We start from the raw sequence: 25,126 nt of genomic DNA, 5'->3' as shown, positions 1-25,126 counted from the left end.
TGTAATTTTGACTCCAAAGTAGGCTGATTTACTAAACCGTTCCCAGCAGGATTTACCGATACCAGAAGTTGAGTATGCCTAATTCTTTAAACGTTGAAATATGTGCATAAATTTATGTAATTGGCAATTGATTTATAGCCATTTTATAATTCATATCCTTGGCTCATAGAACACTAATTTTCTCTTTTTTACCTGCCTCCTTAAGCAGTAGCGAATTCTGTTAAACCTCGTTTACTGGGATGATGAAAACCCAAAACAATATCGGCTTGAGGTATTCCAACTGAAAGCAAATCATCAACAACGCATAAATTAGTTGCATCTTCTTCCACCCAAACTTTGCCGTTTTTAATGCAGAGATAGATGATAATATACTGTATCTGCTTTTTGTCATCCCAGCCAAATCGAAACCAAAGATATTGATCTCTTGTTTCATCAAAAGCCAAGCGATCGCTTACTTCAACTCCCGTATCTTTTATAACTTGAGTATTAGTAGTTTCGTAATACTCAGTCAATATCTTCTTGATAGCATTGCGATATTCTTCTAGCTTATCCATTGCCGAATTTCCTCCTTTTCTGTATTTACAACTATTAACAGCAGGTGATTTTCATTGATGACTGCTTGTACAGATTTACGTTGAAAAAAGTTCTCATAGACAACATCATCAACAGCTAAATAAAGTTTATATTCTGGCTCCGTAAGTTGAATTAGTTTCCGGTAGACTATGTATTGTCCCAAGGCATTATGAAAATCATACATCATCGATTTGCCGACAAAGCTCTTGATTTCTACAACAATCTTCTGTCCCTGGCGTTCTGCGGCGATTGGTTTTTCTGCTGCTAGGTCGGCGTAGAGTTCAGCATCCTCATATTTGATAAAGTAAGGATCATCTGTGATAGTCCAACCGTCTTTTATCAATGCGTTCTTGACTTCATTATGGTATATGTCTCTTGCTGGCATGGTGGAACTATAGAGTAATACTCTGATTGTAAAGTGTTTACCATATTGGGTAACAATTAGATTCTAAAACATACTTTTCTATCTTTCCTTCTTGCACCCTACTTTGCTTCCTTTTTTCTTGATAAAATTGGATAAATTTGGCATTTTGGCGGTAAATAGTCGGATATTTACCGCCAAAATGCACAGTTTCTATTTGTCAAAATCGAGGATTTTCGTTCATATTGTCAGTTTTGTCCAGAGTTACTCAAATCCCCGTCTAAAATAAACACCACTCGTATCCAAAACACCCTACAAAACTTCAAGATTCCGATTAACATTTATTAAGTATTTAGAGTGTACAGTGGCAATAAGAATTGACGCATTTCCATTTGCAGTTCTGGATTTGGTCTATCTCCATAAGGAACCAACATGGCAGGATGATCTGATTGTTGCAAGTGCATTTTGATAGCGGAACTGGGAATTGCCTTAGCTGCTTCTACTAAATACTTGAGGTTAAACTGGATATTCAATGACATTTCTGATGGTAGATGAGCAGCAATAACCTGATCACCTTTGCCAAACTCCCGTTCAATTGATAGTCGTAGCTGCTGCAAACTTCCATCAAACTGTAAGTAAATACCTTTCTCTTTTTTATCTGTTAACACAGCTAACCGTTCCAGTGCTTTGACTAAGAATGCTTTTTCTAGGATTACTTCTCGGTCAAAGCTAAATCTTGCCAATAGCTGTTCGCAGTCAGGGTAAGTTCCTTCCAAACATTGACATCTGAGGATAATATCTTGCCAAGCAAAACCCAAGCGATTACTTTGGGCATCATACAACAAATTAATGAATTCCACAGAATCATCCAAGTTACGCGCTAGTTCCTTGAGGACTCGACCAGGAATAGTAAATTGGATTATCTCTTCAGATTCTACTTGTTTGCGGGGTTTTCTACCAATTCCTTGAGTTGAAAGTTCAGTGGTTGCGACTCGATGCCCATCAGTACCAATAAACTTTAACTTTTCCTGTGTAAGTTGGATATGAACTCCGGTCAAGATATATTTATTTTCATCAGTGCTTACAGCATAAATTACACCTTTCAAACCATCTTTGAAAACTGTTGTTGGCAAAGGAATAGGAGTAGCATCAATTGTAGAACTAGGTGGAAATTCTTCAGCACTAATGCCTCTAATTTCATATTTTCCATCAGTATCAGATAAACTGAGAGAGCAGATTTTTGTTTGCTTATCCTCATCAATAAGCTGTATAATCTGAGTCTGACTACTGAGGCTAATATTACCATTAGGGCAATGCTTAACTATCTCAAATAGCATTTCCACTGGCACAGTAATTTCACCCTTGAGCAACACCTGGGCTTCAAAACTTGCCTGAATTGTTAATGCTAAATCAGTAACAGTTAAATGTATCTGTTGTGTTTCGATATCTGCAATGATTAGAGCATTAGCAAGAATAGGATGGGTAGGTTTTGCTGGGGTAGCACAACTAACTAAAGAGAGTGCATCGTGAAATTTAGTTTGTGAGCAGATTACCTCCATTCCTGATTCTATAAGTGGTTGAGGGTTTAACTCTGATTTGGCAGAACGTTTATTAGTACGCTTATTTAAGATAGGCTCAGTTGAAGTATCAGCATCAGGAGATGTAGATTTTTTCTTTTTACCTGTAGATATTTCTGGGATATTTGCTGATACTTCATTTTCGCCTTTAGGAGTAGCTACACTTGTTTTTTTTGTCTGATTGGCAGGCTTTACCCTTTGTTTCGATGCTGTTTGAGTCATGATAATTTATTTCTGGTTGCGACATTGTTAGAAAGATGACTGCGATAGCAGAAAAGAAAGATTGGGAAGCTTTGAATCAGATGCTTTTACTCTGTGAGACATACGGAAGTTTACTGATATATCCCATTTAACCGCTCTCAGGTAAGGAACGTGGATTAAATAAAGTGCAAAAGTAGGGTGTGTTAGCGGAGCGTAACGCACCATTCCCAGTTTAATCAGAATTGCAGGTTATTAAATTTGCATTCCTAAGCCTTTATTCTGATCGTAGCTTTGGGAATATCTGGCTCCGCTCCTGAATTATTTCTACAAATGCCTCCAAAAGTTCTTTCCAATGCTTTTTAAACTGATGACTTTGCTGTTATTAGCAGATTCTTCTGTAGTGTTATCAGCCAGCACAGAATCAGTTTCCAACAAAGAGTTCAGCAGTGATAGTTGATGTTGAACATCTGCCACATCACGGTATATTCGAGACGGGTCTATTTTCATTCCTAAAGGTGTAGGAACAATTTTCAAATATTGGTTTAATGTTTCTAGATAATTTCTATTGGCAAATTGCCTTTGTGCTACATAAGGGCGCAAAATCTCCAGTAATTGTATAGCTCTTTTGATTTCTAGAGAATCAGAAGTACTATCAATTTGAGGTTGGCTTTCTCGGTAGCCTTTCATTTTCTTCTCAGCCACGAGATTGTGGAATTTAGAAACTGCTTGTTGATAATTACCAAAAGAGTGTACTTTTTGCTGAGATTTGTAACCTACCCTACCCCACTCAACAGTTAGATTACCTTGCTCAACTTTTGCACTCCAGAATTTGTTACTGTTCTGAGCCGCATCTACAAATATTAAGTAAACTTCCATATTTTTGACCTGATTCAGAGTAGACTATTGCCATGTCAAATGAACATCTCAACAACAGATATTCATTTGACAAAAGCTTCAAATCATTACTAATTTGGGAATACCTAATTAGTGCGGAACCTAGAAGTACGAAGACCTTTCTTAGATACCTGCACAGGACTGGAAGCTGGTCGCGCAATCTTTGACCAAGACTGCATCCGCTCAACAGCAGCAGCATCTTGAACAGCTAAAGGGGTGATGTTTTGCTGGCAATTTTCTAAATCAGCCAGTGTAACCTGCTGAGGTCTTCCCTCATCAAAAGCCAGTAGTGCTGCTTCTGATGCTAGGGTTTCCAACTCAGCACCACTAAATTTGTCAGTAGCAGCAGCGATCGCCTCTAAATATTCCTGCGGAACTTCTATACCAAACCGTTCTAAGTGAATCTTGAGAATCTGGCAGCGTTCCAACTCAGTAGGCAGGTCAACGAAGAAATTCTCATCAAACCGCCCTTTCCGCTTAAACTCAATAGGCAGCGCTGTTGGGTCATTACAAGTTGCCACCACAAACACCCCCGCCGTACACTCAGACATGAAAGTGAGGATATTTCCCAAAATCCTTTGTGAGACTCCAGAGGTATCGCCATTAGCTGAAAGTGCTTTCTCAACCTCATCAATCCACAAGATACAGGGTGCAATAGCTTCAGCAGTCTTGAGTGCGCGGCGGACATTGCCCTCAGATTCTCCCACCAGACTACCAAGCATCGAGGCAATGTCTAATTGCAGCAGTGGAAGATTGAGTATGGTTGCAATGTTTTTCGCCACTATCGATTTACCTGTTCCTGGTGGCCCTGCCAATAGCACCCCTTTAGGTTGGGGTAGATTTAGCGATCGCGCTTCTTGAGAAAATAATCGGCTGCGGCGTTGCAACCAATCCCGCAATAAATCCAAACCACCAAAGGGTATGGTCGCCAATTTACCCAATTCAATACCCATTTGAGACAGTAGGCGGGTTTTGTATTCGACAACCAAAGGGATGACCGTAGTATCAATTACTATACCTTTAGAAGTTAATCGCTCTTTAACAGTCAGCCGCAGAAAGTCGCTAATTTCCTCCAGCGTCAAGCCTAAAGCTGCCCTTGCCAAGGTTTCTTTATCTTCAGTGGTGAGAGATACGGTAAAAGTTACCTCTTGCTCACTGGCAGATTCTTGCAAGTATAGTAAATATGATTCTAAGTGGTCTTGAATTTGCTCAATGCTGGGCAAAGGAACTTCACAGCAAGGAATTAGTCTCAGCAGGGATTCGTGCAGTTGAATGTTTTGACCTAAAAACACAATTCGCTTTTCAGTCGGTTTGAGGCGATGGTACAAGTTTTTTACTCTGGTGAGGATTTCCCAACTCAATTGCAGGGAGTTTTTACCTACAAAAGGGTGAACATCTCCCAGGATGAAAACCCCATTACCGCCGAAATTGTTGATGTACTCGAACACATATATTAAAGGGTCTATGTTAGGAGGCTTTTTATACGTCTCGACTGATTTGAACACCAGTCCACCGTCGTCAGCAATCAGACATTGCTCCAAGCCGGAAACTCCCAAATTCCAGAAGTATACAGGACTATTAAGTTTGTCCATCACTTCAGTAGTTAACCACTGAATGATAGTGGCTTCTTCGGGGGACAGAACATCTATTGCCACGATGGGTATTTGAGAATCAATGGTGGTTATCAGGTTTGATAGTTTCATTGTTGCGAATTTTGATCGGGTAAGGGAGAAAGTTTTTCGTGAGTGGTAACAAGATGCACGACTACTTCGTAAACTTCGGCATCGCCGTTAAACACTTCAGCAACTCCAGAAGAATTTGGATGAGCAATGGCGGAAATTAGGGCATTGACTAAAGCGCATAGTCCCTCCGCATTTCCTTTGATAATTACTGGTTGCCGCGCTTCTTTTGAGGGGTAAATATGCAGCATCGGATAATCTTCAGGTAGTTCACTCATAGAAAAATTGTGCGGGGGAATTTTCCTCGCTCCCCCATCGAATGTTTATTGGTGGAATTGCATCGTTGTTTAGGTGAGGAACAGGCAGGATGGGGAGGACACGATAACACGAAGACAAGGAGGAATTATTAAAGAAGTCTCTTCCTATCTCCCTTGTCATCATTAGGACTTACGCAAAAACTCTCTGAAACTCTTATTTCTCCGTGTCCTCTGCGTCCTCTGCGGTTTGATTTTCCCTTACCAGTGCGTAAGTCCTGATCATTTACTGGTACAGTTTTTGTTGATGAGTAATCGTGCTACGAAGCTGTTGTTGAGATTCTGGTTTATAAGTGCGATCGCCCTGCACCACACCCAAAGCTTCCTCAAAGGGTTGGGTTGCTTCTAGACAGGACAAACCCTCAAATCCCTCGGCTTCTATTTTCACTTCGCCTGTAACAGTGTCAAAATGTATTAAGATTGCCCGTTCCATAAATTATCTCCGTACTTGTTGAGTTTGCTGGTGTGCTGAAAATGCAAGGCGCAGGGTATGTACCTGACCATTGGTTTGTTCTGTGATGGTGCATTCTCCCAGATGTTCTTGTAACTGGGCTGCTTTAGCGCGAACCATCTTCTGTCCGTAGGCTTGTATTAGGGTGTGCGAAAAGAAGTCTTCTCCTAGTCGGGGTACAGTTTCATAGGCATCATGGATGAGTTGATACACCCCTGCCTCCTGATCCCACTTAAACCCGATATCTGCGCGGACACTTAAACTACGGCCAGGGACAACAATCTCAGCACTTTGTCCTTGGGAGTCGTCGTAATAACCTCTCAGGGATTGTGGTTTTTCATAAACTTGAACGGTAAGCTGCAAATCTTGTAGAGCTTGTACTAAACATTCACGGTTAGTTAGTTTTGTAGTGACAGTTGAAAAGTGCGACATTTCCTACCTCTAAATACTGTGGACTGGTAAATTAATGCGAACAGTGGTGATAGACAAGGAAGCAAAAAGTTCCTTCCCCTCTTAGTTCCGTAGCAAGCTTGGGAAGTGTGGGCGTATTGTCTTCCTCTACAACCCACACTTAGTTTTCGATCAAGGACGATACAGACACCTTCTTGACTGTTTTTTCTAGCGAAGTTTGAGAGACATCGCTGTAGCTTTGGTTAAGCCCATACCCTCATCACTTGCTAATCGTTGGAGATGGCGTTGTTCATCCAAAAGCTTGGAGCAAATTTCATCCATTTTTTCCTGTAACTGAGAACGCCCTTGTGAATCCAGCTTTTTAGCATCCACAGAAGCGTTTTCGAGAACATTTTCTAGATGAGCCATCATTTGTCCAAGGCTGCTACCTGCTTCAAAACTGGCGTTAGCCAAAAGCATTTGGACTTTCTTGAAATGGCGTTCCATCTTCTTCTTGAAGTTGACCGGCTTGCGTCCTGGTTCCCAATTGCTCAAATCTTCGAGCAACTGGGCTGCTAGTTGTTCGCCTCCTGCGATCGCTGATTCCCTCAGTGTTTGTTCTAAATTTCTGTCATACTGTTCGATAAACCGACTTATTTGCCCTAAGCATTCAGCTTGTTTCTCTGACAATTGTTCACTGATGGCGGGAATAATGACAGGACGACCAATTACTACTTGTAAATAGTCCTCTAGTTCCTCTAAACAGGGAAAAGCTTTGGCTAAGTTCTGCTTAACTTCTTGTTGTTGTTCTACAGATAACTGCCAAGCATTGAGTGAGAGAAATTTATCAATACGTTCTTGATAGTCGGTGTACCCCTTTTCATACTCTTCTTTCAGTTGAGTGCGTAAAACAGGTGCAATATTATCTCGAATTTCGATTAGTTGATTCCAGACCAATGGCGCTAAGTCTATAGAACAAATCCAATCACCATTGTCATAATTCATCCATTCTTGGACTGAAGCAATTTCTTGCCTTAATTGGTTTGCTGCTTCGTCTAAAGCTTTGAAAACTTTGATGCCCTTTAAACCAACTTCTGAGGTTGTAACCTTCACTAAGTCAGATTCTTGTTCATCTTGAGAATATTTGAGAACATCTGTCCATTTTGGAGCATTACTCTTAGTTGTCTTTTTTAACTGAATCTTGAAACGGATGCGAGTTTTATTCAGCTTAGAGAAGTTATATCTTTCAACAACAGCGTCTTTTAGAAAGGTTTCGCTTGAATGTGTAATCACTGCTTGTACCACATTTACTAGGAATAATAATTTTTACCCTCAGTAAATAAAGCGTAAGCTTTACCTTTTTGCCACTAATTTAGGCTATATTTTTATTCATAAAAATCATTTAGCTGCTTACTAAACATAGTTAAATTTGATTGTAATTTTAAAAATAATTTGAGACTAAAAAGCTGCTAAAATCAGATTACTAGCAGAAATATTGTAAAAAAAAGACAGTCTTTCTATAGTTAGTAACCAGTTCTTAAAGTGAGCAAATGTTTCATAAGACATTATCTATTTCATAATCTAGCAATCATAAGCTAATCGTCATTTATTTTTCCCGATTTATTCGCTTGTAGTAAGGGCTTAAGCCCTGCTTTCATGCAACTTAAATGCTCATTAGCTTATTTGATTTGTGAAAAGCACAAGGCACAGAACCCCAATTTAGCTAAATTGGGGTTCTCATTGTTCACGAATGATTAATCGAAATTTTGTGTCGAGATTCCCATACACCATTATCACCGGATAACTAATATCCGTTGTCTAGCGCGTGAGCTAGAAACATAGTACAAACGATTAAACTCTCTAATCTTGGCCAGTACTGCCTTACTGTCATCTCCTCGTTCTGGATAAAGTCGCTTACTCAAATCTTTACCATCAATACCCGCTTCTAAGAAAGTGCTACCTTGGCTATTATGAACAGTTAATGCAAAGCAGTTTCTGATGTTGGCAAACTGCTCTGAATGTTTGTAGTACTGCTTCCACAGAAAGGGATTACGCTTGGCACTTTTGAGTAAGCGTTTGGTTTCTTGGTCAAATTGTTTTTGCTCATCTTCATGCAAAACATAGAACTGACGCACAATCCCCTCATCTGTCTCTACCTTCAACCTCCAAGTATCATAGTTGTTGTAACGATCGCCAAAGACATCTAAAACAGTAAACTCTGTAGATGTAGAAAGAATCGTAGTTTTACCATCAGGAGCCATCACAGGATCTCTGGTGATTAATCTCTCTCCTGGAATAAACCGATTGATATTTTCACCATATAAATGTGTGCGAATCTGCTGATTGTAAAAGTCAACTTGAGTATTAGTCCAGGACAAAATTCGGAAACAATCTGGGTTTTGAGCAAATTCTCTCTTCATCTTTTTGCAGGCATAATGCAGCAAAGTTTGACGTTTAACCATCAGCGCCCCATTACTTTTATCAGGTAGATATTTGGCATAAGGCTCAAAAGGAAACTTGCTTTTGGTGACTGCATAGCGAGAAGCAGTGACAAACTCTAACAAAGGGCTACCAGCTCCTTGACGCACAACTTGAGTCAATACTGCTTTATCTGGCACTTGAAAACTAGGGGATTTTCCTTCATTAACTGGATTTAACTGTGCTGGATCGCCCATGAGAATAATTTTGATTTTTGTCCAGGTGGATGATTGGTTAGCAACATCCTCAATCCAGCGCCAGAGTTGTTTGCCAATCATGGAACATTCATCAATAAAGACAACATCAAATAGATTGATGTAAGAAGGCCCAGTTTGGTCAAGTACTTTCTCTTTACCTCTAGTTACCATACCCAGTCCTAACAACTGGTGAATGGTGAAGAATTCTACCCCAGTTACGCCATTTTCTGCCGCCATGCGTTGCAGCACACCTACAGCTTTATTAGTGGGTGCAGTCAGTACAACTCGCTTACCCGTAGCGACAAGAACTTTAATTAGTTGGAAAACAATAGTTGACTTGCCGGTTCCAGCATAGCCAACCAGCAGAAAGAAAGCAGCCATCACAGTTGGCTGTATAAATGTCCACATTGCATCTAAAGCTTTTTGCTGCTGCTGGGTTAGTTGAAATGGAAAAGAACCTGTTGCAGCGAAAGTAGGAAGTGTTTGGATCATCATCGCTTCGCTAATTCCATTAATTGATCCACTCAATGCAGCGATAGCTGTTGGTTTTACTTCTCCGAAAAACAACATTCCTTCTGGTTTGATGAATATGTTTCCATATCCATTCGGCATCATCAGCAATCAATATCCCAAACCAACAATTTGCTGTTCATGTGTGGACAGCATCATCTGTGCTAGTTCTATGTAAGATTTTTCACCTGTTCGCAGTACGAACATTGCAATCATGACAGGGTAGGCACAATACAATTCGACGATGTGATCGTGCATTCGAGGCCAAACTTGACCCCCAGACTGTTAGTACTGCTGAAGTAGATGAGAGAGTGCGGATTCACCAAAAATGGCGTAGTAAAGAGCGAAGTCTGTTGCTGGGTTGGCAACCGAGGCTTCTGTCCAATCCAGTAATCCAGTCACTCGGTAGTTCTGGTCAACCAAGATGTGTCCTGGGTGTAAGTCACCGTGGATGAGTGCAGAATGTACAGGCCAGTACGTGTCATCGTCTAGCCAGTTATGCCACCTCTGCCAGATCGTCTCCGAGATGTTGAGCAGGTGTTTTGCTAATTCTTGTCATTACAAATTTTCGCGCTCGTCACCATACATTAGACCTAGTAAATCTTACTACGCATTAATACGTGTTTTAATATACCTAATATTTTAATATACTGAAAATAGTTTTTAGCATAGGCGTGACCCGCCGTAGACATCGCTCGTTTTTTATCCGGCCTCACTTTGGAGCGTTGCTCCCATCTCTATGTTATTCATCAAACAAAAATACCTGCCCTACAGGATTGCATTTTTCAGTGTGGGAGTAACCTTGCTAGTCAAGTTGGGACTAGAGCATCTAACTGGAATCACAAGTTCTTTCAGCTTGTGGCTGATTGCTATCTCTATAAGTACTTGGTACGGTAGCATCATTTCAGGATTGACATCAATGTTTTTGGCTGCTTTAGCTAGTCATTACTTTTTTACAAATCCATCTTCTACTCTTGATAGTCTGGAATTTGTATTATTTGTTATCGAGGGTCTATTAATCAGTGCGCTAACTGCTAACTTCCAGTCAAGCAAACAGCAGTCAGATTCTGATAAAACAGAAGCCCAAATCAATCTAAAAGATTTATTACAGAGTCAGCGTTCACTCCGTCAAGGTGAAGAACTATACCGAACATTAACCCAAAATCTACCTAATGGAGTAGTTTTTCTCTTTGATCGAGATATGCGCTTTATGGGTGCTGAGGGTACAGAACTGCAAATCTTTGGTTTACCAAAAGAAGAGTTCCAAGGTAAAACGCTGCACGAAACTGTTCTCCCTGAGACTTACGAACTGATAGAACCAGCTTACCGTAGTACCTTACAGGGTACTCCAATGTGTATTGAAATTCCTTATAACAATCAAGTTTATCTAATACAAACTTTTCCAGTCAAAGATGAAAATAGCAAAATTATGACTGGCTTGGCAATCTTCCAAAACGTCACGAACCGCAAACAAGCAGAAGCAAAAATTATCAAGTTAAACCAAGCTTTAAATCGACGAGTTAAAGAACTACAAACTTTGTTAGAGGTGATTCCAACTGGCATTGGCATTGCAGAAGATCCAGAATGCCGAACTATTCGAGCTAATCCGGCTCTTGCTAAACTGCTGGGCATACCTGTTGACGCAAATGCCTCTCTCAGCGCTCCTAATGATGAACGTCCAACTAACTTTAAAGTTTACCAGTCAGGCAGAGAACTAGCTCCAGAAGAACTGGCCATGCAATATGCTACCACTCATGGTGTGGAAATACTGGATTCTGAGATTGAGGTGGTTCGTGATGATGGTGTGAGGATTAACCTGTCGCAGTATGCTGCCCCTTTATTTGATGAAGATGGAAAAGTGCGGGGGTGTGTAAGTATATTTCTAGATATTACCCAGCGCAACCAAGCAGAAAGAAAATTGCAAGCTGCTAGAGATCAGTTGCAGACTGTACTTGAGGCTGTGCCTGGAATTGTATCTTGGGTCAGTTCAGATTTATGCTATCTAGGTGTCAACAAGCACTTAGCTGATAGTTTTAATTTGCCTCCCGAAGCTTTTGTTGGTCAGGATATTGGCTTCTTAGCTAGTGGTAATGGGTTTCGTGAGTTCGTGCAAAATTTCTTTGCTGGAGATCAATCTGAAGCATTATATGAGTTGAAATCCATAAGCGCAGATCGTAGCTATTTAATTGTGGCTCAAAAATATGACCAGAACAAAGCCGCATTTTTAATCGGCATTGATATCACCGAACAAAAGCGTGTAGAGGAAGAACTGAGACAAAAGACTGAGGAACTGGCAGAAATAAATCGAGTAAAGGATGAATTCGTCGCTGTTTTGTCTCATGAATTACGTACTCCCATGCATAATCTCCACGGCTGGGCGCAACTATTGCTAACTGAATCTGAGATGGATGAAGCACTGAAAATTGAGGGATTGGAAACGATTGAGCGGAATGCCCGTCTACAAGTTCGCTTAATTGACGATTTGCTGGATCTGGCTAGGATGCAGAAGGGCGAGATGAATTTAGAAATCGAACCTCTTGACCTAGCAAGTGTAATTCGGTCAGCAGCAGATACTATTCGATTGTCAGCCGAAACAAAGGGCATTCAAATTAAGTTACATCTTGATGCTGTGTCCAACGTTTTAGGTGATGCCATTCGTTTACAACAGGTGGTTTGGAATTTGCTTTCAAATGCAATCAAGTTTAGTTCCAAGAATGAAACTGTAGAAGTCAGGTTGGAACAAGTTGAGTCTCAAGCTCAGATTACTGTTATTGATCGAGGGAGAGGCATAGAAGCAGAATTTATACCATTCGTCTTTGAACGGTTTAGTCAGCGTGACGCTTCCACTACTCGTTCTGCTGGTGGATTAGGGCTAGGACTTGCGATCGCTCATTACATAGTACAACTCCACAATGGCAATATCACAGCAGCCAGCGCGGGATTCGGCAAGGGTTCAACATTCACGGTGAGGCTACCTATCGTGACAATGACAACGCAGTTGAGTAATGAGGAACTAGTTGTAGGAGAATTGCTGCATGGCAATCAGAAAATTGCCCAGTTGCAGAACTTGTGCATTCTGGTTGTGGATGACGATGCAGATGCTCGGATGTTAATGCAGACTGTCCTCCAGAGCGCCGGGGCAGATGTATTAGTGGCAGCATCAGTAAAAGAAGCACTGGCACTTTTAGAACACCAATCGCCTGCTCTACTGATTAGTGATATCAGTATGCCAGATGAGGATGGCTTTACCTTAATTCGTCAGGTTCGCTCCCGCAATATAGAGCAAGGGGGACAGATTCCAGCGATCGCTCTCACTGCTTTTGCTGAAGCCAAAAATGAGCAACGTATTTTAAAAGCAGGGTTTCAACTTTTTATTGCCAAGCCAATTGATCCAATGGAACTCGTGAACAAGGTGGTTGAAACGTTAAAAACCTAATTACTCCATGTTACGTTCTTCGGTAGAGTTTGGCAACTAAAGCAGAATCAGCAATTTTTGGTGAAAGCATGGTGAAAATGGCAATTTGATTCTCACCATGATGAACGGTTTCATTTACCACAACGTACTCTAACTAGTACTTAAAGCATTACGATTGCATCAAGGGCTTGTTCTAGGTGAAAATGGCAATTTGATTCTCACCATGATGAACGGTTTCATTTACCACAACGTACTCCAAGTAGTACTTAAACCATTACGATTGCATCAAGGGCTTGTTCTAAACGTTCGACAGTATCTATTGCGTCTTGAATTTCTTGTCTTGGTGCGATCGCAAGTTGAGCATGACTGAGGGGATTCATGATAAAACTGCGATAAAGTTCAACATGAAACACTAAATCTTCGTTAATATATTTTGGAGTACCATCTGAGTTTTTAGCATTCTTGATGGGTTCCCAAAAGTCGTTAGTACTGAGGTCTTTTGGTTTTTCACGATACTTGATGGCAATATTCATTTTTTCGCAAAACCATTTGATTTTGACCTCAAAAGCTGTACGTAAGTAAATTGCAGCCGCTTTGTGGTCATTCCCTTGCAAATAGGCTTTGGCTTTGTCGAGATATTTTTTGTTTTCGACAAGGACTGGCATTTCGTAATCGCTGCCTTGTCCTGCATATAGTTCAATAGTTTTCCAAGAAGGAAAATATCGCTTCAGGATTTCGTACCACTCTTTATCGTAGGTCATCAAGAAGACTTGGTAATCGTTAAACTGGTCTTTTAGTATGTCGATGATAGGCAAACGGTTAGACATATCTAAGCCAATCAACACGTCATCAAGTACCAAGACTTTTAGAGCGCTACTTGGATTGACTCGCAAAGCAGCTAAGTAAATCGCAAGCGAGATTGCTGATAGTTTGGCTTCGTTAAGAAACTGATGAGCTAAGGGAAACTTAGTGTTAAGGAAGTCAACACGCAGAATAACTTCATTACCTTTTAAGCATTTATTTTCTAGATCGGGAGTGACTCCCTGAAAGTCGAAGTCGAGAAGAACAGGATAACCAAAGCGTTCGAGAATATTCGCTGCTTCGTTTTTAAGAAGATTTAGGGTAGTACTCAGACCATAATTGAAGTCATCGAGGCTGTTTTGTAGTTCTTGTATTTTGCGAGTATGCTTTCTGCTGCGAGGGACGCTTTGCTCAATTTCTGCCCATTCTTCACTAAAACGTTTGCCTGTAAGATTATTTGTGCTGTTGCTGAGGATAGTTTTTATTAATAGGTAAAACAGGTCAACTTCGCTATCTTTGATATGAGGAAAGTAAATTTCTAAGAGAGATTTGTAATCCAGACTCCCCTTTGTTTTTGAGGCTTCGATGACGACAGGAACATGGGTTTCGCGGGTGATATCCGACCATTCGTAAGTGATTTCGGGGTCGCGTTCGCTAGAGCGCATAGAGATTTTGACATAGCCACCATCAGCATCAGTTACAAAAAAGTTGCGATGTTGAGAGAATTGGATGTCGCGTACATGAGAATCGATGAATAGCTCAATTGCTTTGAGTAGGGAAGACTTACCACTGCCATTTTCACCATAAATGAGTAGATTTTTACCTTTCTTACTTAAGTCGATTGTGTGTTCCCCATAGAAAGCTCGAAAGTTCTTCAGTTCGATTTTCGTGATTTTCATGCAACTCCTCGAATTGTACGCACGACAGGTACGCTATCCAAAAAGAATATACTTACACGGATTGGATGCTCTCTGTCAAACAACCGTCGAAAGATTTCGCGGAGTGCTTGCATTTTATCGCCTTGAATTTTGTCTAGGCTTTGCAAGTTCTCCTGTAGGAGATGACGCATAAATTGTTTATCGTGGGCATGGAGCTCGTCGGGTAAATATAGCTCTATCACTACTGCATCAATAATTTGCTCAAAATAACTCAGCATCAGTTTGTCGTCTGCGACTTCCATGAGCTTTTCGCCATGACTGGGTATGTCTTTGAGTTGTTCTGAGAGATACAGGACATAGCTAACTAGGGTTTCTATTGCTTTGTGCTGTGGTTCGGTGGCAGTGGGGATAGGAATTTTTTCTACAACCTGACGGGAAAAACGTAATGCTCCGCTTAAAACACTTAAATTTTCCCTGCAATAACTCCATACAATTGATGAGTTTAGTATTGCGATTAAAAATAGATCGTTCTTAGCAATAAAATAAATTGTATTTCCCAGATAGTATTTTTTTGTATCAAAAGCAAAGCGAGATTCTTTTGCAATATCAGGATAGATTATTTTCGGCGCTTCAAAAGCTTGATAGTAGTCAACATCATCTGGGATTTCATACCACTGATATCGTCCAGTTTTTCTGCCTTTTACATTTGAACTACTTTGCTTGTGGGTTAAATCTTCTCTCCATTGCTCTAGATGTTCCTTAATAGCAGGATAGTGATTAATGTTGATTCCTCTTCTCGTAAAAATCAGCCATTTATCATTTTCCCGAATGTGCCACTTCCGCACGTCCTCAGTTACTGCTAAAGGCTTGATAATTTCTGCACTTTTCGGATCTTTGGCTACCAGTTCAGCGCGTTTAATTCCATCAATAACAAAAGCTTCATTGAAACCTGTTTTGATACCGTGATAAATTTTCCCATTCACATATTCGCCCAAATTCATATATTCACCCAAAGACATTCTCATAGTTTCCATATCCGCCTCCAATACAATATCCTTTACAATAAATCCAAACATTAGTGGTAGCGTGCCTTTTCATTAACCTGACTTTTCCCGTTAAGTCTCAAAAAGCTTGCTCATAAAGGATTCTGGATAAAGCACAGCATATACGGTACAGGAATTGAGATTCGGTGCTAAAGGTGACAAACAATGTTGGACTGGTGGGAGAAAAATTTGTGATTGTCCTGCGATCGCAAACGCATTAGAAATGTCTAGTTTTGCCATTTGTCATTCTGTTCAGTATGACAGAAGTTCAGTTTTTACCCGTGAGCAGTATATCAACTATTTTAGAGTTGTTGACTTCCTTTCTATTTTCCCCTGTGCATCACCTCTAGCGCTGCTGTCCTAGTCTGAGTAGACGGTCATTTAAGGCGATTCTTCCTAATTCAGAAATAACCTCAACTGGAACACCAACAGATGTAGCTGCTTCTTTTATTGTGACTCTGCTATTTCGCAACAGAGATAAAACTTGCTGCACTTTAGGAACAACTGGATCGCTTTTGTTGGTGTAACCCCGATTAATAGCAATTCTCAGCCCGGTTTCAATATCATCTACTCTCGCTCTGCGATTTTTATCTATTAATAGTGTCTGCTGACCAGCGATCGCGCTACTTTCAGAAGCCGCTCCGCGTCTTGGCGCAGTGCCGGAGGCGATCGCATTTGCAATCTGAATACCAACATACCCAGTGTTTCTACGCATTGGAACGATATCGAAGTTGTAAAGTCGCTTTTGTCCCGTTTTGTCTACAGTTTGGACAAGTAAGTTAGTAATGGCAGTGGTGGTAGCCCCTGGAAACTTTAGTGGTTGGATTGCCCTCAGAAAGATGGTTGTGGCGCGTCCGTTTTTTAAATCTGTATCTGTGGTGTAGACCAGTCGTGAAGGATCTGCTACCAAAATGTAGGCGATCGCCTCGTCGGTTTGAGTGAAGCTAATAGGTGTAGCACGTCCTGGAGTAATTTGAACCTGAATCCTATTGCTTGCAGCCATATCCCGTTCAATCAAGCGATATGTAGGAGTTTGTGCTTGTGCCTGTACAACAGGCGCTGTCACACTGAGCAGTAATGTGCTAGTGCCGATGATAAGAGTAGCAAATTGTTTCATCGTTCAACTTTTAAAAAACTATTGACGACAACCGAGACTTCTGTACCTTCAGGTAAAAACTGGATATTTGGACGTTGTAGTAATTCTTGCACTGCTTGGTCAGAGCGTCTAGACAGACGTTCACTGACTGGACTAAAAAAGCCTTCTAGCGCCGCCGCCCAAATCTGAGGATTAGAGTTACTAGTAATAGTACTTTGGTTAAAAGTGCCACTAGAAACAACAGTGCTAGATTGAGTGCGGGGCTGATTCACTATGCTTCCCACTTTACCCAAACTACTGAGTAATCCAACTAACAAATCTTGTTGGGCAATATCTGTCCCCACATCATTCAGCTTTTTAGCAATTAACGGTTGCTGTCCTCGACCGCGAATTAACAGAGTTTCAGCCGGAATAGTTTCCTGTTTGACTGTGCCTTGGGAGTCAGGGTAAATAAGCGCGATCGCACTAGCAGATACCAAGTTATTCTTTTTACCTACTGCCACTGTTTTCGTTACTAAAACAGTTCCAGCCGGGAGTGCCACTGTGCCATCTGTGGCTGTGAGAGGTTTGGTTAACTCGATAGCAAAGCGATCGCTGGGATTATTCCCTCCCTGATCCCAAATCATCGGCATGATAATTCTACCTGGAGCAGATGTACCCAGTGCTACCTCTTTAGTTTCATTTACATTGAGATCGGCTGGAGCTACAGGTGTGCGATTGAGGATACCTACCATTCCTGGAGTCAAGTTATCAGTTTTACTGTCAGTGCTTTTGGAGCCAATTAAAACTGTTTGAATACCAGGGTCTTCGGGAGTGGAAATGGATGCCCTAGCTGTTGGTTTCGAGCCTGTTGGAGTTTGAGTGTTAACAGCAACTTCTGACTGAGTTTCAGCTACTTTAGAGTTACCGATTTGCGACTGTCCCAGGCTAGCTAGTTGGCTCCACTGCTGGAAAGGATCGACATTACTTTTAGGCTGTCGTATTGGTGTTGAAGCTTGATATCTAACAGGATTTGGAGAAATATACCGCACTACTGGGGGCGCAGGTTGAGAAATTCTTACAGGAGTTATTGGTGTTATGCGTGATGTAGGAGTTGTGCGCGGTGAAAAAGTCTGAGGAGATGGCGTTGGTTTGGGTTTATTTTGTAAGGTTGGACTTGGGGATTTAGCTGCAACAGGTTCCACTTTGAGTTGTTGCCGTTGGTCTTGAAAGGCTAATCTGCTTTTCAGTTCGGCAGATTCATCTAAAACTGGTTCGTCTTTTGGAGATGTAGTAGGGGTTTGGACTACTTGTTTGACAGGAGGTTTCGGTTGGAGAAATCCAAACCAGATCAGTGCTACAGAGCCAATAACGATTCCCACTAAGGCAACTACTGAACCTAGTCGAACACTAGGTTTTTCTGCTAACGGTCGCTCTACCGCTCCTTCTGCATCTTGTTTCAAGCGATATTCTTCAGAAATGAGGTGATTTGCGGTAGGGTTATAACCTGCCAACAACTGCTCCTCTTCAAGGCTAATATCATCATCAGCGACCAAAGTGGCTTGGGTAGAGCGATGATTGCCGTTAGTACTGTTGAATTCCGGCGAAGAATCAGCAGAGTTTTCGTTTAGGTAGTCAAATTCATGATTTTGATTTGAATTGGTCATAATTCTACCTTTTTCCTTTAGCGTCGTTGCTGAGAATTGAACTCAACCATCTTGGTAATTTGCAGTCCAGACGATCGCACTTCATAAATTTTCTGTTCTACCAGGGGGGCATCTTTACCCAAAGGAGATCGGGGAATCTCCACTGCTTGGACGGTAAAGGTGCGGTTAAAAGGAATACGTTCATCTCTACCAGTTGTGCGGTCAACTAAAATGCGGGTAGCAATCATGTCTATTTCCCATTCCCCAGGTCGTACTGCTCTCGGTTCTGACAGATAGGAAATAATAGTGGTGCTACGCAGTTGACCTGAAAAGAAGCTAGTAGGAATTAATTCGGCAATCTTCGGTAGAGAAGCTTTGGCAAATTCCGGTTCTAGTAGCAGGGAAGCAAACCAAGTATTTGTGGGAATCCGCCCATTTCTACCAACTTGAATGCCTTGGTCTGGTTGATTAGTGCCAGTGAGTTTGTCATCCCAGTTAAATGTTAGGGTTGTCCAGTCACTAACTACTTTTTGAATTACAGCTGGATAACGCCAGTTGCGATCTTGCTCGGAAATGTAGATTGTCTCGCCATTTACCAACTGGGCAAAAGTCGTCTTGCGATCGGCGATTTTATTGACCCTGAAAGCGGTGAATAGAGTCAACAAAAATATCAGACCGTTAAATGCAGTTAGGCAGATAAAGCAAACAGCTAGGAGGTTTTTGGCTTCTGGAAGCAATGGAGCTTGAAGTCGTTTAATTTGCAGAGTCATACCAAATTGGCATAAGTAGTATTGTTTGAAAATCCACCGAACAGCCTTGTGTTAAAGGTTTTTAATCTAAAATCTAAAATCCAAAATTGGTATTACCCCCTGCGGAGTAGAGCAATACTGGTTGCAGTTCCAATGGCACTGCTAAAAATATCGGTTAAGCCTTTGACATTGGCAGAAATGCCGTTATAGATTGCCATTCCCCCACCTCCAGCTATCAATACCGCCAAAACTGGTGCAAAGATGCTCAGGAAACATAAAAATGCTACATCAGATGCTAATTCAGCGCCCGACTTCACCAGCACGACGGCTGCTAAACCTACTAAAATGTTGTAACCAAGTTGAACACCAAACAAGGAAATAAACCCTGTCAGCCACGCCCAAATAGGACGACCTTGTAATGGCAGTAAAGATAAACCAACTGCGATCGGTGCAAATAATGCTGTTAGCAGCAGAGCAGCTTCCAAAATATTTACAAAGCCCCATTGCAGGGCATACAGGATAAAGCGAATAATGGGGATGGCAGTATCTCGAAACACACTACCTGGATCATTGGTAAACTGAACAGCAGTACCAATTTGACCAGGTAAAGTTCTATTCCAGAGAAAACTACCAAAATCTCGTAGTGGTTGGAGTGGAGATTTAGCTTGCTCTTCAGCTTTGGTAACAATTGCCTGTGCCTGGGCTTGCTTTGAGTTCCAGCATTCAACTAACTCTGTACCGACTTTTCCTTGACATTCGCTATAGAGGTTTTCTAGCTGTTGTCTAGCGATACTGCTAATTGCCACATTGGTAATAGCATCTCGAAATGTTAGTTCACCAACTTGAAGCTGAAGAACGCTTTGCACTTGGTTGTAAGCGAAGCCTCGGATAACAGTAATTGTCTTCGCCAGCATATTGCCGTTGGCCCCCAAGAAAATCATAATTACGATGGGCCAAACAAAGATTGATGCCAGTTCTGACCATGATTGCTTTTCAATGATTTCCTTGCCAGTAGTCAGCGCTACAAATAAGATGCTAGCAGCTCCCAAGGTGATGCCCAATTTAATCAAGCCAATCCATAATGCCGAACCGAGCGGATCTAAAGTAACTAGCCAGACGGTATTCCACGACTCAACTGTGGCACGAGAAAGTTCTAAAGAACTGGAGATAATTTCTAGGGCATTGGATTCTCCGCCTGTTACTGGAAATGATTGAGCAATAATGTGGATCATGAGTGTCGAAAGCGTTAGCGATCGCAGCTAAAATTGACAGGACTTACGGATAAGAAATGAGTTTGCGGAGCGTCCCATAAAGCCTGCGGCATAGCTTTGCTTGGGGCACAGCCTCTCGTAGAGAAGGGAAGACACGAAGAAATGGAAGGTTTTGCGTAAGTTGTAATTGATTTACAATGTCTAATTAATTACTTAGAACTAGTACAGCACGGCATAAATAAACCAACCATGCCCCTACTCTTAAAACTTGCTACAAAATAGCTAAAAAGGTTGATTAATCAGCTTTTTGACTTTTGACTTCACGGCGGTACTAGCTCTAAGATTCCAATTCGTAGCTACTGCTTGTCAGAACCAAGGGTAATGCCACCAGGCATGATCAATAACCCCGCCTGTTGAGTTGCAGCATTACCTGCGGCAACACTCTTACGGCGATCGGCAGTATTGATGGCTGAAAGTTCCTTGGCTGTTTGAGCGGTTAAGGTGTTACTCAATGCCCTGTCAATGCGTGCTTGCTGGGCTTCAATAAGCATCCGCTCGTTGACACGACTGGTAAGGGCAGTCTGTTGAGATAGGTTTTGCAAAATCTGTTGGGTGACATCTAAACTTTGGGATTCCTCACCCAAGCTGACGTTTTCTTGAGTATCTTGTTGAGTAGCTTGCTTAATTTGAGCCATCTGACTTTGGGCTGTTTGGCTCAAAGTAGCCTGATTAGCGATCTCTGTGGCAACTGTTCTAGTAGCATATTTACCAAGGTCTTCACGGATACCATAAGAGCTTTGACCATTGGTTTTGTTCTCCAAAGTTTCAGACAGCACCGCTCCAGGATCGTTGTTGGCAGAACCGTTCATGATTCCTGCCAAAACTTTGTTTAAATCTGGAATTTGAATTGCACCCAAGGCAGAATTGAGCAAATTGCCAAGAGGATTAAATAGGTCATTTTGAGCGAAATTTTTGACATCTCCCACAAAATCACTGATTTGAGATGCTGTGTCTGAGGTGAAAATACTACTACCAGTAGTTTTATTACTAACAGCAGCAGCTACCGGATCTCGACCGTTGTCTTGAGTGCGAGCAAGGGCTGGACTGGCGATAGAACCAAGTTCAAAAATTAAAATCAGTGCTATCAATCTGATAAAGGTAAGTTTAGATTTCATGATTCACCTTCCTTAATGCAGTTTTTAGATATATCAACTTGCAATCAGGCTACTTTCAGCCTGTTGGCCATCGTTATTCTCTTGGCGATCGCCTTCTCCTTGCAGAGATGCTCCGCTTTGGTGGGGCCTGTCCGCAGGACTTACGGTTGGGCGTAACCAATCGCGCAATACTGGGGTTTGATCTATCTCTTTGCCAATATGCTTAAAGCCTCTGTTTTCCTTCAAAGCAGGAATGTAAGCATCTGTAAATGCTCTCAGTCCTAACAGGTTGCCTTTAGCGGTATCTGGATACTGAGCCATCACCCGTTCTCGTGCTTCCCGTTCATCCTGGTTATTGGCAACACTGGCCAGCATCATTTCTCCAGGGTAAAAGCGGGTACGCCAGAATCTACCACCTGTTTCTACTAGCCAACAAGAATAAAGGTCGCTGGTACGGGGCAAAAATGCTTCAGTAGCATTCTGACTGATAATATTGACGGGATAGCCCAGATACTGTTGGAAAGAAGCAATACCGCTACTGGTAATACGTCCGGTAATCCGGTAGGTCATGTTCTGCATAATTTGAGCGCCTGTTGAACACTCGCAAATGGTATCCGGGTCTTGGGACATCAGCAGAACAGCAATGCCTTCTTTCCTTCCCGTGGCACAGGTTTCACCTATAATCTGGGCAAAGCCATCTTTACGTAACAATACGGAAAGCTCATCGCCAATAAACAAACTCTGAGGATAGGATAGGGCATTACGGATACAGGCACTATGGGCGTTAATTGCCATCAAGTAAGCATCCTGTTCGTTACTCAATCCACTGAGGGCAAAGAATTTAATCGCCGGTAATGGGGAAAAAGTGCTGGGACGAGCGATCGCTTTCCCCAACCTAGATGCTAGTAAAGCGCTAACCTGATTTTGGATTTGGTTGAGTGCCTGTCGGTCAATGTCTTCAAAGGATCTCAGATTGAGGCGCTCTCTAGTGCAGAACTTGACAAAATCTGGTAGCGTGGGTATCTGCTGCCATTCTGGTGAAAGCCAACCCATCTCAAAGGCTTGGTTGTAGCGAGTAATAATTTCTGCGTCTTTTAAAAATACATCCAAAGCTTTCACTAGTAAAGCATCAACCCGTTGAGCTAAATGGGGGTTTGTGACTTTACCCATTGCGATCGCTGTTAATGCTTTGCGAATAAAATCTTTCCACGATTCCATGCGCCGTTCCCGTTCTGACTTGTCGAACCGTCGCAAATCTGGCGGTTCCAGTAGGTTACTGCTACCACTGGAAATATCGTAATATGCTCCTTGCTCGCCCAAAAGTTCAATTGCCGTCTTGAAAGTGCTGTTACCACTGGCAGAGATATCCATACCAACTACGGGAATATTGTTCGCTAATGCCTCTAGAGCAAAGCGCCATCCCAAAACGCTCTTTCCTGAGCCGGAAGTACCTGTAATTAGAGCGCGTCCAATCTGCTGGTGAAATAAGTCTACATAAATAGGCTTACCACCACGACTGGTAAGGAATTCCACACCTTGTTTATCAATGTCCTTGGGGACAGTTAGGGGCATGATTCCAGCCACAGTATGGGTATCTAAAGTTATTCTGCGTTCGCTGAGATTGCCTCCGTGCAGCAACCATTTGCAGGTAATCGGCAGGGTTTGCAGCCAAATTTCCCAAGCAATATTACGCTCTCGAATTACTTTGGCAGTCTCAAAACTGTTAGCTAACAAGTTGCAAGCGTGGGTTAACTCTTGGGCACTGTGACGATAAACTAAAAATACAGGCGCACAGTGCAATGCTTTCGTGCCTTCATAAAGTCGTCGTTGGGCTTCAAAGGATTCCTCCTGTTTGATTTCCGCTCCAACGTCCCGTCCCTGTCCTTTGGTTATGGCTAAAGTGCGGGCTGTTTTGGATTGTTTTGCCTGACGCGCTAGGTTGTCTTGGATTAAGAAGTCATTGCTGCGGCTGATTTCAATCCAAGCTTCTGTATCGTGGACGTAGCTAGAAGCAAGGATTTTCCAGACCCACTTTAGCTGTTCTTGGGCATTAGACCAGCCGACGGGGGGATCTGTTACAACCATGACTCCACAAACCTTGCTTTTACCTGTGAGGTAAACTCGGTCATTATCTCCCCGATGTTCGGGACAAGCGGAACGTCCCTGTTGTCCTTCAATCAGTAATGTACAGATGTGCTTATCGGTGGTTAGGGTTTCTGTTAACTCCAGTCCCGTCTCAGTCTCCTTGAGTGTAATGACTTGGGGAATAGGAGGTGCTGCACCCTCATTAAATCGATTCCAAAGCCACTGCCACAAATCTGTAGCATTGCAAGGTGTTACTTCTAAGCCAATTTTGGTATTGAGCAGCAATTCCCACTGGATAAATCCTTGCTGAAACCCTTGCAGTAAGAGCTTTTTGAAAAACTCCTCTTGGTAAATGCGTTTGTTTCCTGTAATCAGTTCAACTGCCCAAGAGCCAAATTTTCTGAATTTTTCAATCAGTCCACCCACAAAATCCTTTTGCTGTGAACCAGCTTCATCATCGCTCGTCCAAGTACAGAAGGCGATTTGGTTCCAGATTTGGCGAGAACCTGCTTCCTTGAGTTGTTCCACCCGCAATTGCTCGTTGCGAAGCAGCACAGAAACTGGTTTCAAGTGGCAATCGTCTGCTAAGGCAGTAAGCGGGGTTTGGCGTTTGTGCGGGACTCCCCTGGTAGAGTCTGTCTGTAGGAAATATGACTTAGTATCATCACTATAACAGCCTGTACAAAAAGTAATTTTTTCACCGGGAGGTAGTTCTTTCAAACCCTCTTCGATAGAGCGGGCAAATTCGCTAACCTCATTTTCATGCAGTATGTCATGCAGTCCAGCGATGCGAAACCCAAACACGAGTTGATACTGAGAGTTGCCTTTATCCAATAACAGGGCAGCCACTTCACGATCATCTTTCTTAATTTCTGCAATACAGCAGATGTTTACCTCATTTTGGAAGGGCATGAGCTTACTTTTGCCTCCATATTGATTCGGTACAATCAGCGGCTTGAATCGGATTTGTACTTGCGAGTCTGCGTAACGCCGACGCACCCACCAGGGTCGATATTCGGGAATCGGTGAGATGTAAATGCTGTTACTATTGCACCACTCTGTTCCCGGTGGATTACGCCATCGATCTAAAAACTGATGGGGCTGTTTGCCTGTGAGAATCCACCAACTGATAATTAGCCAGAATGAGGTGGCAAAGAACCAACCCATACCCAAACTGAGTAAACCATTGGTGAGAACATAGCAAACTACAATGATGGCAATCCAAGGAAGTAACTGTTCAGCCGGAATTGGCCCAATGCTGGCTTGCTTACCTAGAATCCGATTGACTTTGATGAATTCTCGATTGTCTTGTGCCATATTTGTGTAATTCTCTAGTGCTGCATTAGTAGTCAGTCAACCAAGAAGTGACAAGTGAGGGGGGAGCAACGCAAAAAAGTGAGATTATGGTGAAGAGAGCAGGGGAGGCAGGGGAGGCTTCGGAAGC

The 25,126-nt window shown here is 42.1% G+C and carries 22 protein-coding genes; 1 reads left to right on the top strand and 21 read right to left on the bottom strand.

Features of this window, described 5'->3' with window-relative positions:
* Positions 1 to 200: 200 nt before the first annotated feature.
* The 12 genes from VB732_RS04755 to VB732_RS04700 all read right to left on the bottom strand — a co-directional run bounded on the left by VB732_RS04755 (position 201) and on the right by VB732_RS04700 (position 10,141).
* Positions 201 to 554, bottom strand: coding sequence for a XisI protein (locus tag VB732_RS04755; RefSeq protein ID WP_323229698.1), 354 nt, complete (start codon positions 552 to 554; stop codon positions 201 to 203).
* Positions 542 to 958 carry a XisH family protein gene (locus VB732_RS04750; protein ID WP_323229697.1) on the bottom strand — a complete coding sequence of 139 codons (417 nt, stop codon included), beginning with the start codon at positions 956 to 958 and terminating at the stop codon, positions 542 to 544. Before VB732_RS04750 ends, VB732_RS04755 begins: the two co-directional genes overlap by 13 nt.
* Before the next feature lie 320 nt (positions 959 to 1,278).
* The gene (gene dnaN, locus VB732_RS04745) at positions 1,279 to 2,733 is read right to left on the bottom strand and encodes a DNA polymerase III subunit beta (protein WP_323229696.1); all 1,455 of its coding nucleotides are present in this window, start codon (positions 2,731 to 2,733) and stop codon (positions 1,279 to 1,281) included.
* A 303-nt stretch (positions 2,734 to 3,036) separates the two neighbouring features.
* On the bottom strand, positions 3,037 to 3,588 hold the full coding sequence (locus tag VB732_RS04740; RefSeq protein WP_323229694.1) for a WGR domain-containing protein: 552 nt from the start codon (positions 3,586 to 3,588) through the stop codon (positions 3,037 to 3,039).
* 104 nt (positions 3,589 to 3,692) lie between these two features.
* On the bottom strand, positions 3,693 to 5,309 hold the full coding sequence (locus VB732_RS04735; RefSeq protein WP_323229693.1) for an AAA family ATPase: 1,617 nt from the start codon (positions 5,307 to 5,309) through the stop codon (positions 3,693 to 3,695).
* Positions 5,306 to 5,563: a hypothetical protein gene (locus VB732_RS04730; protein WP_323229692.1), complete on the bottom strand. Its 258-nt coding sequence runs from the start codon at positions 5,561 to 5,563 to the stop codon at positions 5,306 to 5,308. Before VB732_RS04730 ends, VB732_RS04735 begins: the two co-directional genes overlap by 4 nt.
* Before the next feature lie 262 nt (positions 5,564 to 5,825).
* On the bottom strand, positions 5,826 to 6,032 hold the full coding sequence (locus VB732_RS04725; protein WP_323229691.1) for a DUF2997 domain-containing protein: 207 nt from the start codon (positions 6,030 to 6,032) through the stop codon (positions 5,826 to 5,828).
* A gap of 3 nt (positions 6,033 to 6,035) precedes the next feature.
* Positions 6,036 to 6,482, bottom strand: a complete 447-nt coding sequence (locus tag VB732_RS04720) for a DUF1257 domain-containing protein (protein WP_322733980.1) — start codon at positions 6,480 to 6,482, stop codon at positions 6,036 to 6,038.
* A 186-nt stretch (positions 6,483 to 6,668) separates the two neighbouring features.
* Positions 6,669 to 7,745: a hypothetical protein gene (locus VB732_RS04715; RefSeq protein ID WP_323229689.1), complete on the bottom strand. Its 1,077-nt coding sequence runs from the start codon at positions 7,743 to 7,745 to the stop codon at positions 6,669 to 6,671.
* Positions 7,746 to 8,233: 488 nt separating this feature from the next.
* Positions 8,234 to 9,730 carry an ATP-dependent DNA helicase gene (locus VB732_RS04710; RefSeq protein WP_323229688.1) on the bottom strand — a complete coding sequence of 499 codons (1,497 nt, stop codon included), beginning with the start codon at positions 9,728 to 9,730 and terminating at the stop codon, positions 8,234 to 8,236.
* Between the two features lie 6 nt (positions 9,731 to 9,736).
* The gene (locus VB732_RS04705; RefSeq protein WP_323229687.1) at positions 9,737 to 9,883 is read right to left on the bottom strand and encodes a hypothetical protein; all 147 of its coding nucleotides are present in this window, start codon (positions 9,881 to 9,883) and stop codon (positions 9,737 to 9,739) included.
* 27 nt (positions 9,884 to 9,910) lie between these two features.
* Complete coding sequence (locus tag VB732_RS04700; RefSeq protein WP_323229831.1) at positions 9,911 to 10,141, bottom strand: phosphotransferase; 231 nt, start codon at positions 10,139 to 10,141, stop codon at positions 9,911 to 9,913.
* 223 nt (positions 10,142 to 10,364) lie between these two features.
* Here VB732_RS04700 and VB732_RS04695 point away from each other — a divergent pair, with 223 nt between their 5' ends.
* Positions 10,365 to 13,061, top strand: coding sequence for an ATP-binding protein (locus tag VB732_RS04695; RefSeq protein WP_323229686.1), 2,697 nt, complete (start codon positions 10,365 to 10,367; stop codon positions 13,059 to 13,061).
* A 245-nt stretch (positions 13,062 to 13,306) separates the two neighbouring features.
* Here VB732_RS04695 and VB732_RS04690 read toward each other — a convergent pair whose 3' ends face one another.
* The 9 genes from VB732_RS04690 to VB732_RS04650 all read right to left on the bottom strand — a co-directional run bounded on the left by VB732_RS04690 (position 13,307) and on the right by VB732_RS04650 (position 24,999).
* Positions 13,307 to 14,740, bottom strand: coding sequence for an AAA family ATPase (locus VB732_RS04690; RefSeq protein ID WP_323229685.1), 1,434 nt, complete (start codon positions 14,738 to 14,740; stop codon positions 13,307 to 13,309).
* Entirely contained in the window at positions 14,737 to 15,753 is a 1,017-nt protein-coding gene (locus VB732_RS04685) for a TaqI-like C-terminal specificity domain-containing protein (RefSeq protein WP_323229684.1), read from the bottom strand. The genes VB732_RS04690 and VB732_RS04685 overlap by 4 nt, the downstream gene beginning before the upstream one ends.
* 81 nt (positions 15,754 to 15,834) lie before the next feature.
* On the bottom strand, positions 15,835 to 16,002 hold the full coding sequence (locus tag VB732_RS04680) for a hypothetical protein (RefSeq protein ID WP_323229683.1): 168 nt from the start codon (positions 16,000 to 16,002) through the stop codon (positions 15,835 to 15,837).
* A gap of 106 nt (positions 16,003 to 16,108) precedes the next feature.
* Positions 16,109 to 16,879 (bottom strand): hypothetical protein, encoded by a 771-nt coding sequence (locus tag VB732_RS04675; RefSeq protein WP_323229682.1) that lies wholly within the window; start codon positions 16,877 to 16,879, stop codon positions 16,109 to 16,111.
* Positions 16,876 to 18,504, bottom strand: a complete 1,629-nt coding sequence (locus tag VB732_RS04670; protein WP_323229681.1) for a TrbI/VirB10 family protein — start codon at positions 18,502 to 18,504, stop codon at positions 16,876 to 16,878. Before VB732_RS04670 ends, VB732_RS04675 begins: the two co-directional genes overlap by 4 nt.
* Positions 18,505 to 18,521: 17 nt before the next feature.
* Positions 18,522 to 19,253 (bottom strand): hypothetical protein, encoded by a 732-nt coding sequence (locus VB732_RS04665; RefSeq protein ID WP_323229680.1) that lies wholly within the window; start codon positions 19,251 to 19,253, stop codon positions 18,522 to 18,524.
* A 92-nt stretch (positions 19,254 to 19,345) separates the two neighbouring features.
* On the bottom strand, positions 19,346 to 20,464 hold the full coding sequence (locus tag VB732_RS04660; RefSeq protein WP_323229679.1) for a hypothetical protein: 1,119 nt from the start codon (positions 20,462 to 20,464) through the stop codon (positions 19,346 to 19,348).
* A 335-nt stretch (positions 20,465 to 20,799) separates the two neighbouring features.
* Positions 20,800 to 21,618 (bottom strand): hypothetical protein, encoded by an 819-nt coding sequence (locus VB732_RS04655; protein ID WP_323229678.1) that lies wholly within the window; start codon positions 21,616 to 21,618, stop codon positions 20,800 to 20,802.
* Between the two features lie 33 nt (positions 21,619 to 21,651).
* Positions 21,652 to 24,999 (bottom strand): hypothetical protein, encoded by a 3,348-nt coding sequence (locus VB732_RS04650; protein WP_323229677.1) that lies wholly within the window; start codon positions 24,997 to 24,999, stop codon positions 21,652 to 21,654.
* Between the last annotated feature and the right edge of the window lie 127 nt (positions 25,000 to 25,126).

Source organism: Nostoc sp. UHCC 0252, from assembly GCF_034931145.1.
Taxonomy (GTDB): Bacteria; Cyanobacteriota; Cyanobacteriia; order Cyanobacteriales; family Nostocaceae; genus Nostoc.
This window is presented reverse-complemented; position numbering and strand designations above follow the sequence as displayed.

What these genes read in the sequence shown, in the direction of transcription:
- VB732_RS04730 (WP_323229692.1), bottom strand. Translation starts at nt 5,563, where the DNA reads ATGAGTGAACTACCTGAAGATTATCCGATGCTGCATATTTACCCCTCA.
- VB732_RS04710 (WP_323229688.1), bottom strand. Translation starts at nt 9,730, where the DNA reads ATGATGCCGAATGGATATGGAAACATATTCATCAAACCAGAAGGAATG.
- VB732_RS04675 (WP_323229682.1), bottom strand. Translation starts at nt 16,879, where the DNA reads ATGAAACAATTTGCTACTCTTATCATCGGCACTAGCACATTACTGCTC.
- VB732_RS04735 (WP_323229693.1), bottom strand. Translation starts at nt 5,309, where the DNA reads ATGAAACTATCAAACCTGATAACCACCATTGATTCTCAAATACCCATC.
- VB732_RS04650 (WP_323229677.1), bottom strand. Translation starts at nt 24,999, where the DNA reads ATGGCACAAGACAATCGAGAATTCATCAAAGTCAATCGGATTCTAGGT.
- VB732_RS04750 (WP_323229697.1), bottom strand. Translation starts at nt 958, where the DNA reads ATGCCAGCAAGAGACATATACCATAATGAAGTCAAGAACGCATTGATA.
- VB732_RS04685 (WP_323229684.1), bottom strand. Translation starts at nt 15,753, where the DNA reads ATGGAAACTATGAGAATGTCTTTGGGTGAATATATGAATTTGGGCGAA.
- VB732_RS04680 (WP_323229683.1), bottom strand. Translation starts at nt 16,002, where the DNA reads ATGGCAAAACTAGACATTTCTAATGCGTTTGCGATCGCAGGACAATCA.
- VB732_RS04755 (WP_323229698.1), bottom strand. Translation starts at nt 554, where the DNA reads ATGGATAAGCTAGAAGAATATCGCAATGCTATCAAGAAGATATTGACT.
- VB732_RS04665 (WP_323229680.1), bottom strand. Translation starts at nt 19,253, where the DNA reads ATGACTCTGCAAATTAAACGACTTCAAGCTCCATTGCTTCCAGAAGCC.
- dnaN (WP_323229696.1), bottom strand. Translation starts at nt 2,733, where the DNA reads ATGACTCAAACAGCATCGAAACAAAGGGTAAAGCCTGCCAATCAGACA.
- VB732_RS04670 (WP_323229681.1), bottom strand. Translation starts at nt 18,504, where the DNA reads ATGACCAATTCAAATCAAAATCATGAATTTGACTACCTAAACGAAAAC.
- VB732_RS04705 (WP_323229687.1), bottom strand. Translation starts at nt 9,883, where the DNA reads ATGCACGATCACATCGTCGAATTGTATTGTGCCTACCCTGTCATGATT.
- VB732_RS04740 (WP_323229694.1), bottom strand. Translation starts at nt 3,588, where the DNA reads ATGGAAGTTTACTTAATATTTGTAGATGCGGCTCAGAACAGTAACAAA.
- VB732_RS04695 (WP_323229686.1), top strand. Translation starts at nt 10,365, where the DNA reads ATGTTATTCATCAAACAAAAATACCTGCCCTACAGGATTGCATTTTTC.
- VB732_RS04655 (WP_323229678.1), bottom strand. Translation starts at nt 21,618, where the DNA reads ATGAAATCTAAACTTACCTTTATCAGATTGATAGCACTGATTTTAATT.
- VB732_RS04720 (WP_322733980.1), bottom strand. Translation starts at nt 6,482, where the DNA reads ATGTCGCACTTTTCAACTGTCACTACAAAACTAACTAACCGTGAATGT.
- VB732_RS04725 (WP_323229691.1), bottom strand. Translation starts at nt 6,032, where the DNA reads ATGGAACGGGCAATCTTAATACATTTTGACACTGTTACAGGCGAAGTG.
- VB732_RS04660 (WP_323229679.1), bottom strand. Translation starts at nt 20,464, where the DNA reads ATGATCCACATTATTGCTCAATCATTTCCAGTAACAGGCGGAGAATCC.
- VB732_RS04690 (WP_323229685.1), bottom strand. Translation starts at nt 14,740, where the DNA reads ATGAAAATCACGAAAATCGAACTGAAGAACTTTCGAGCTTTCTATGGG.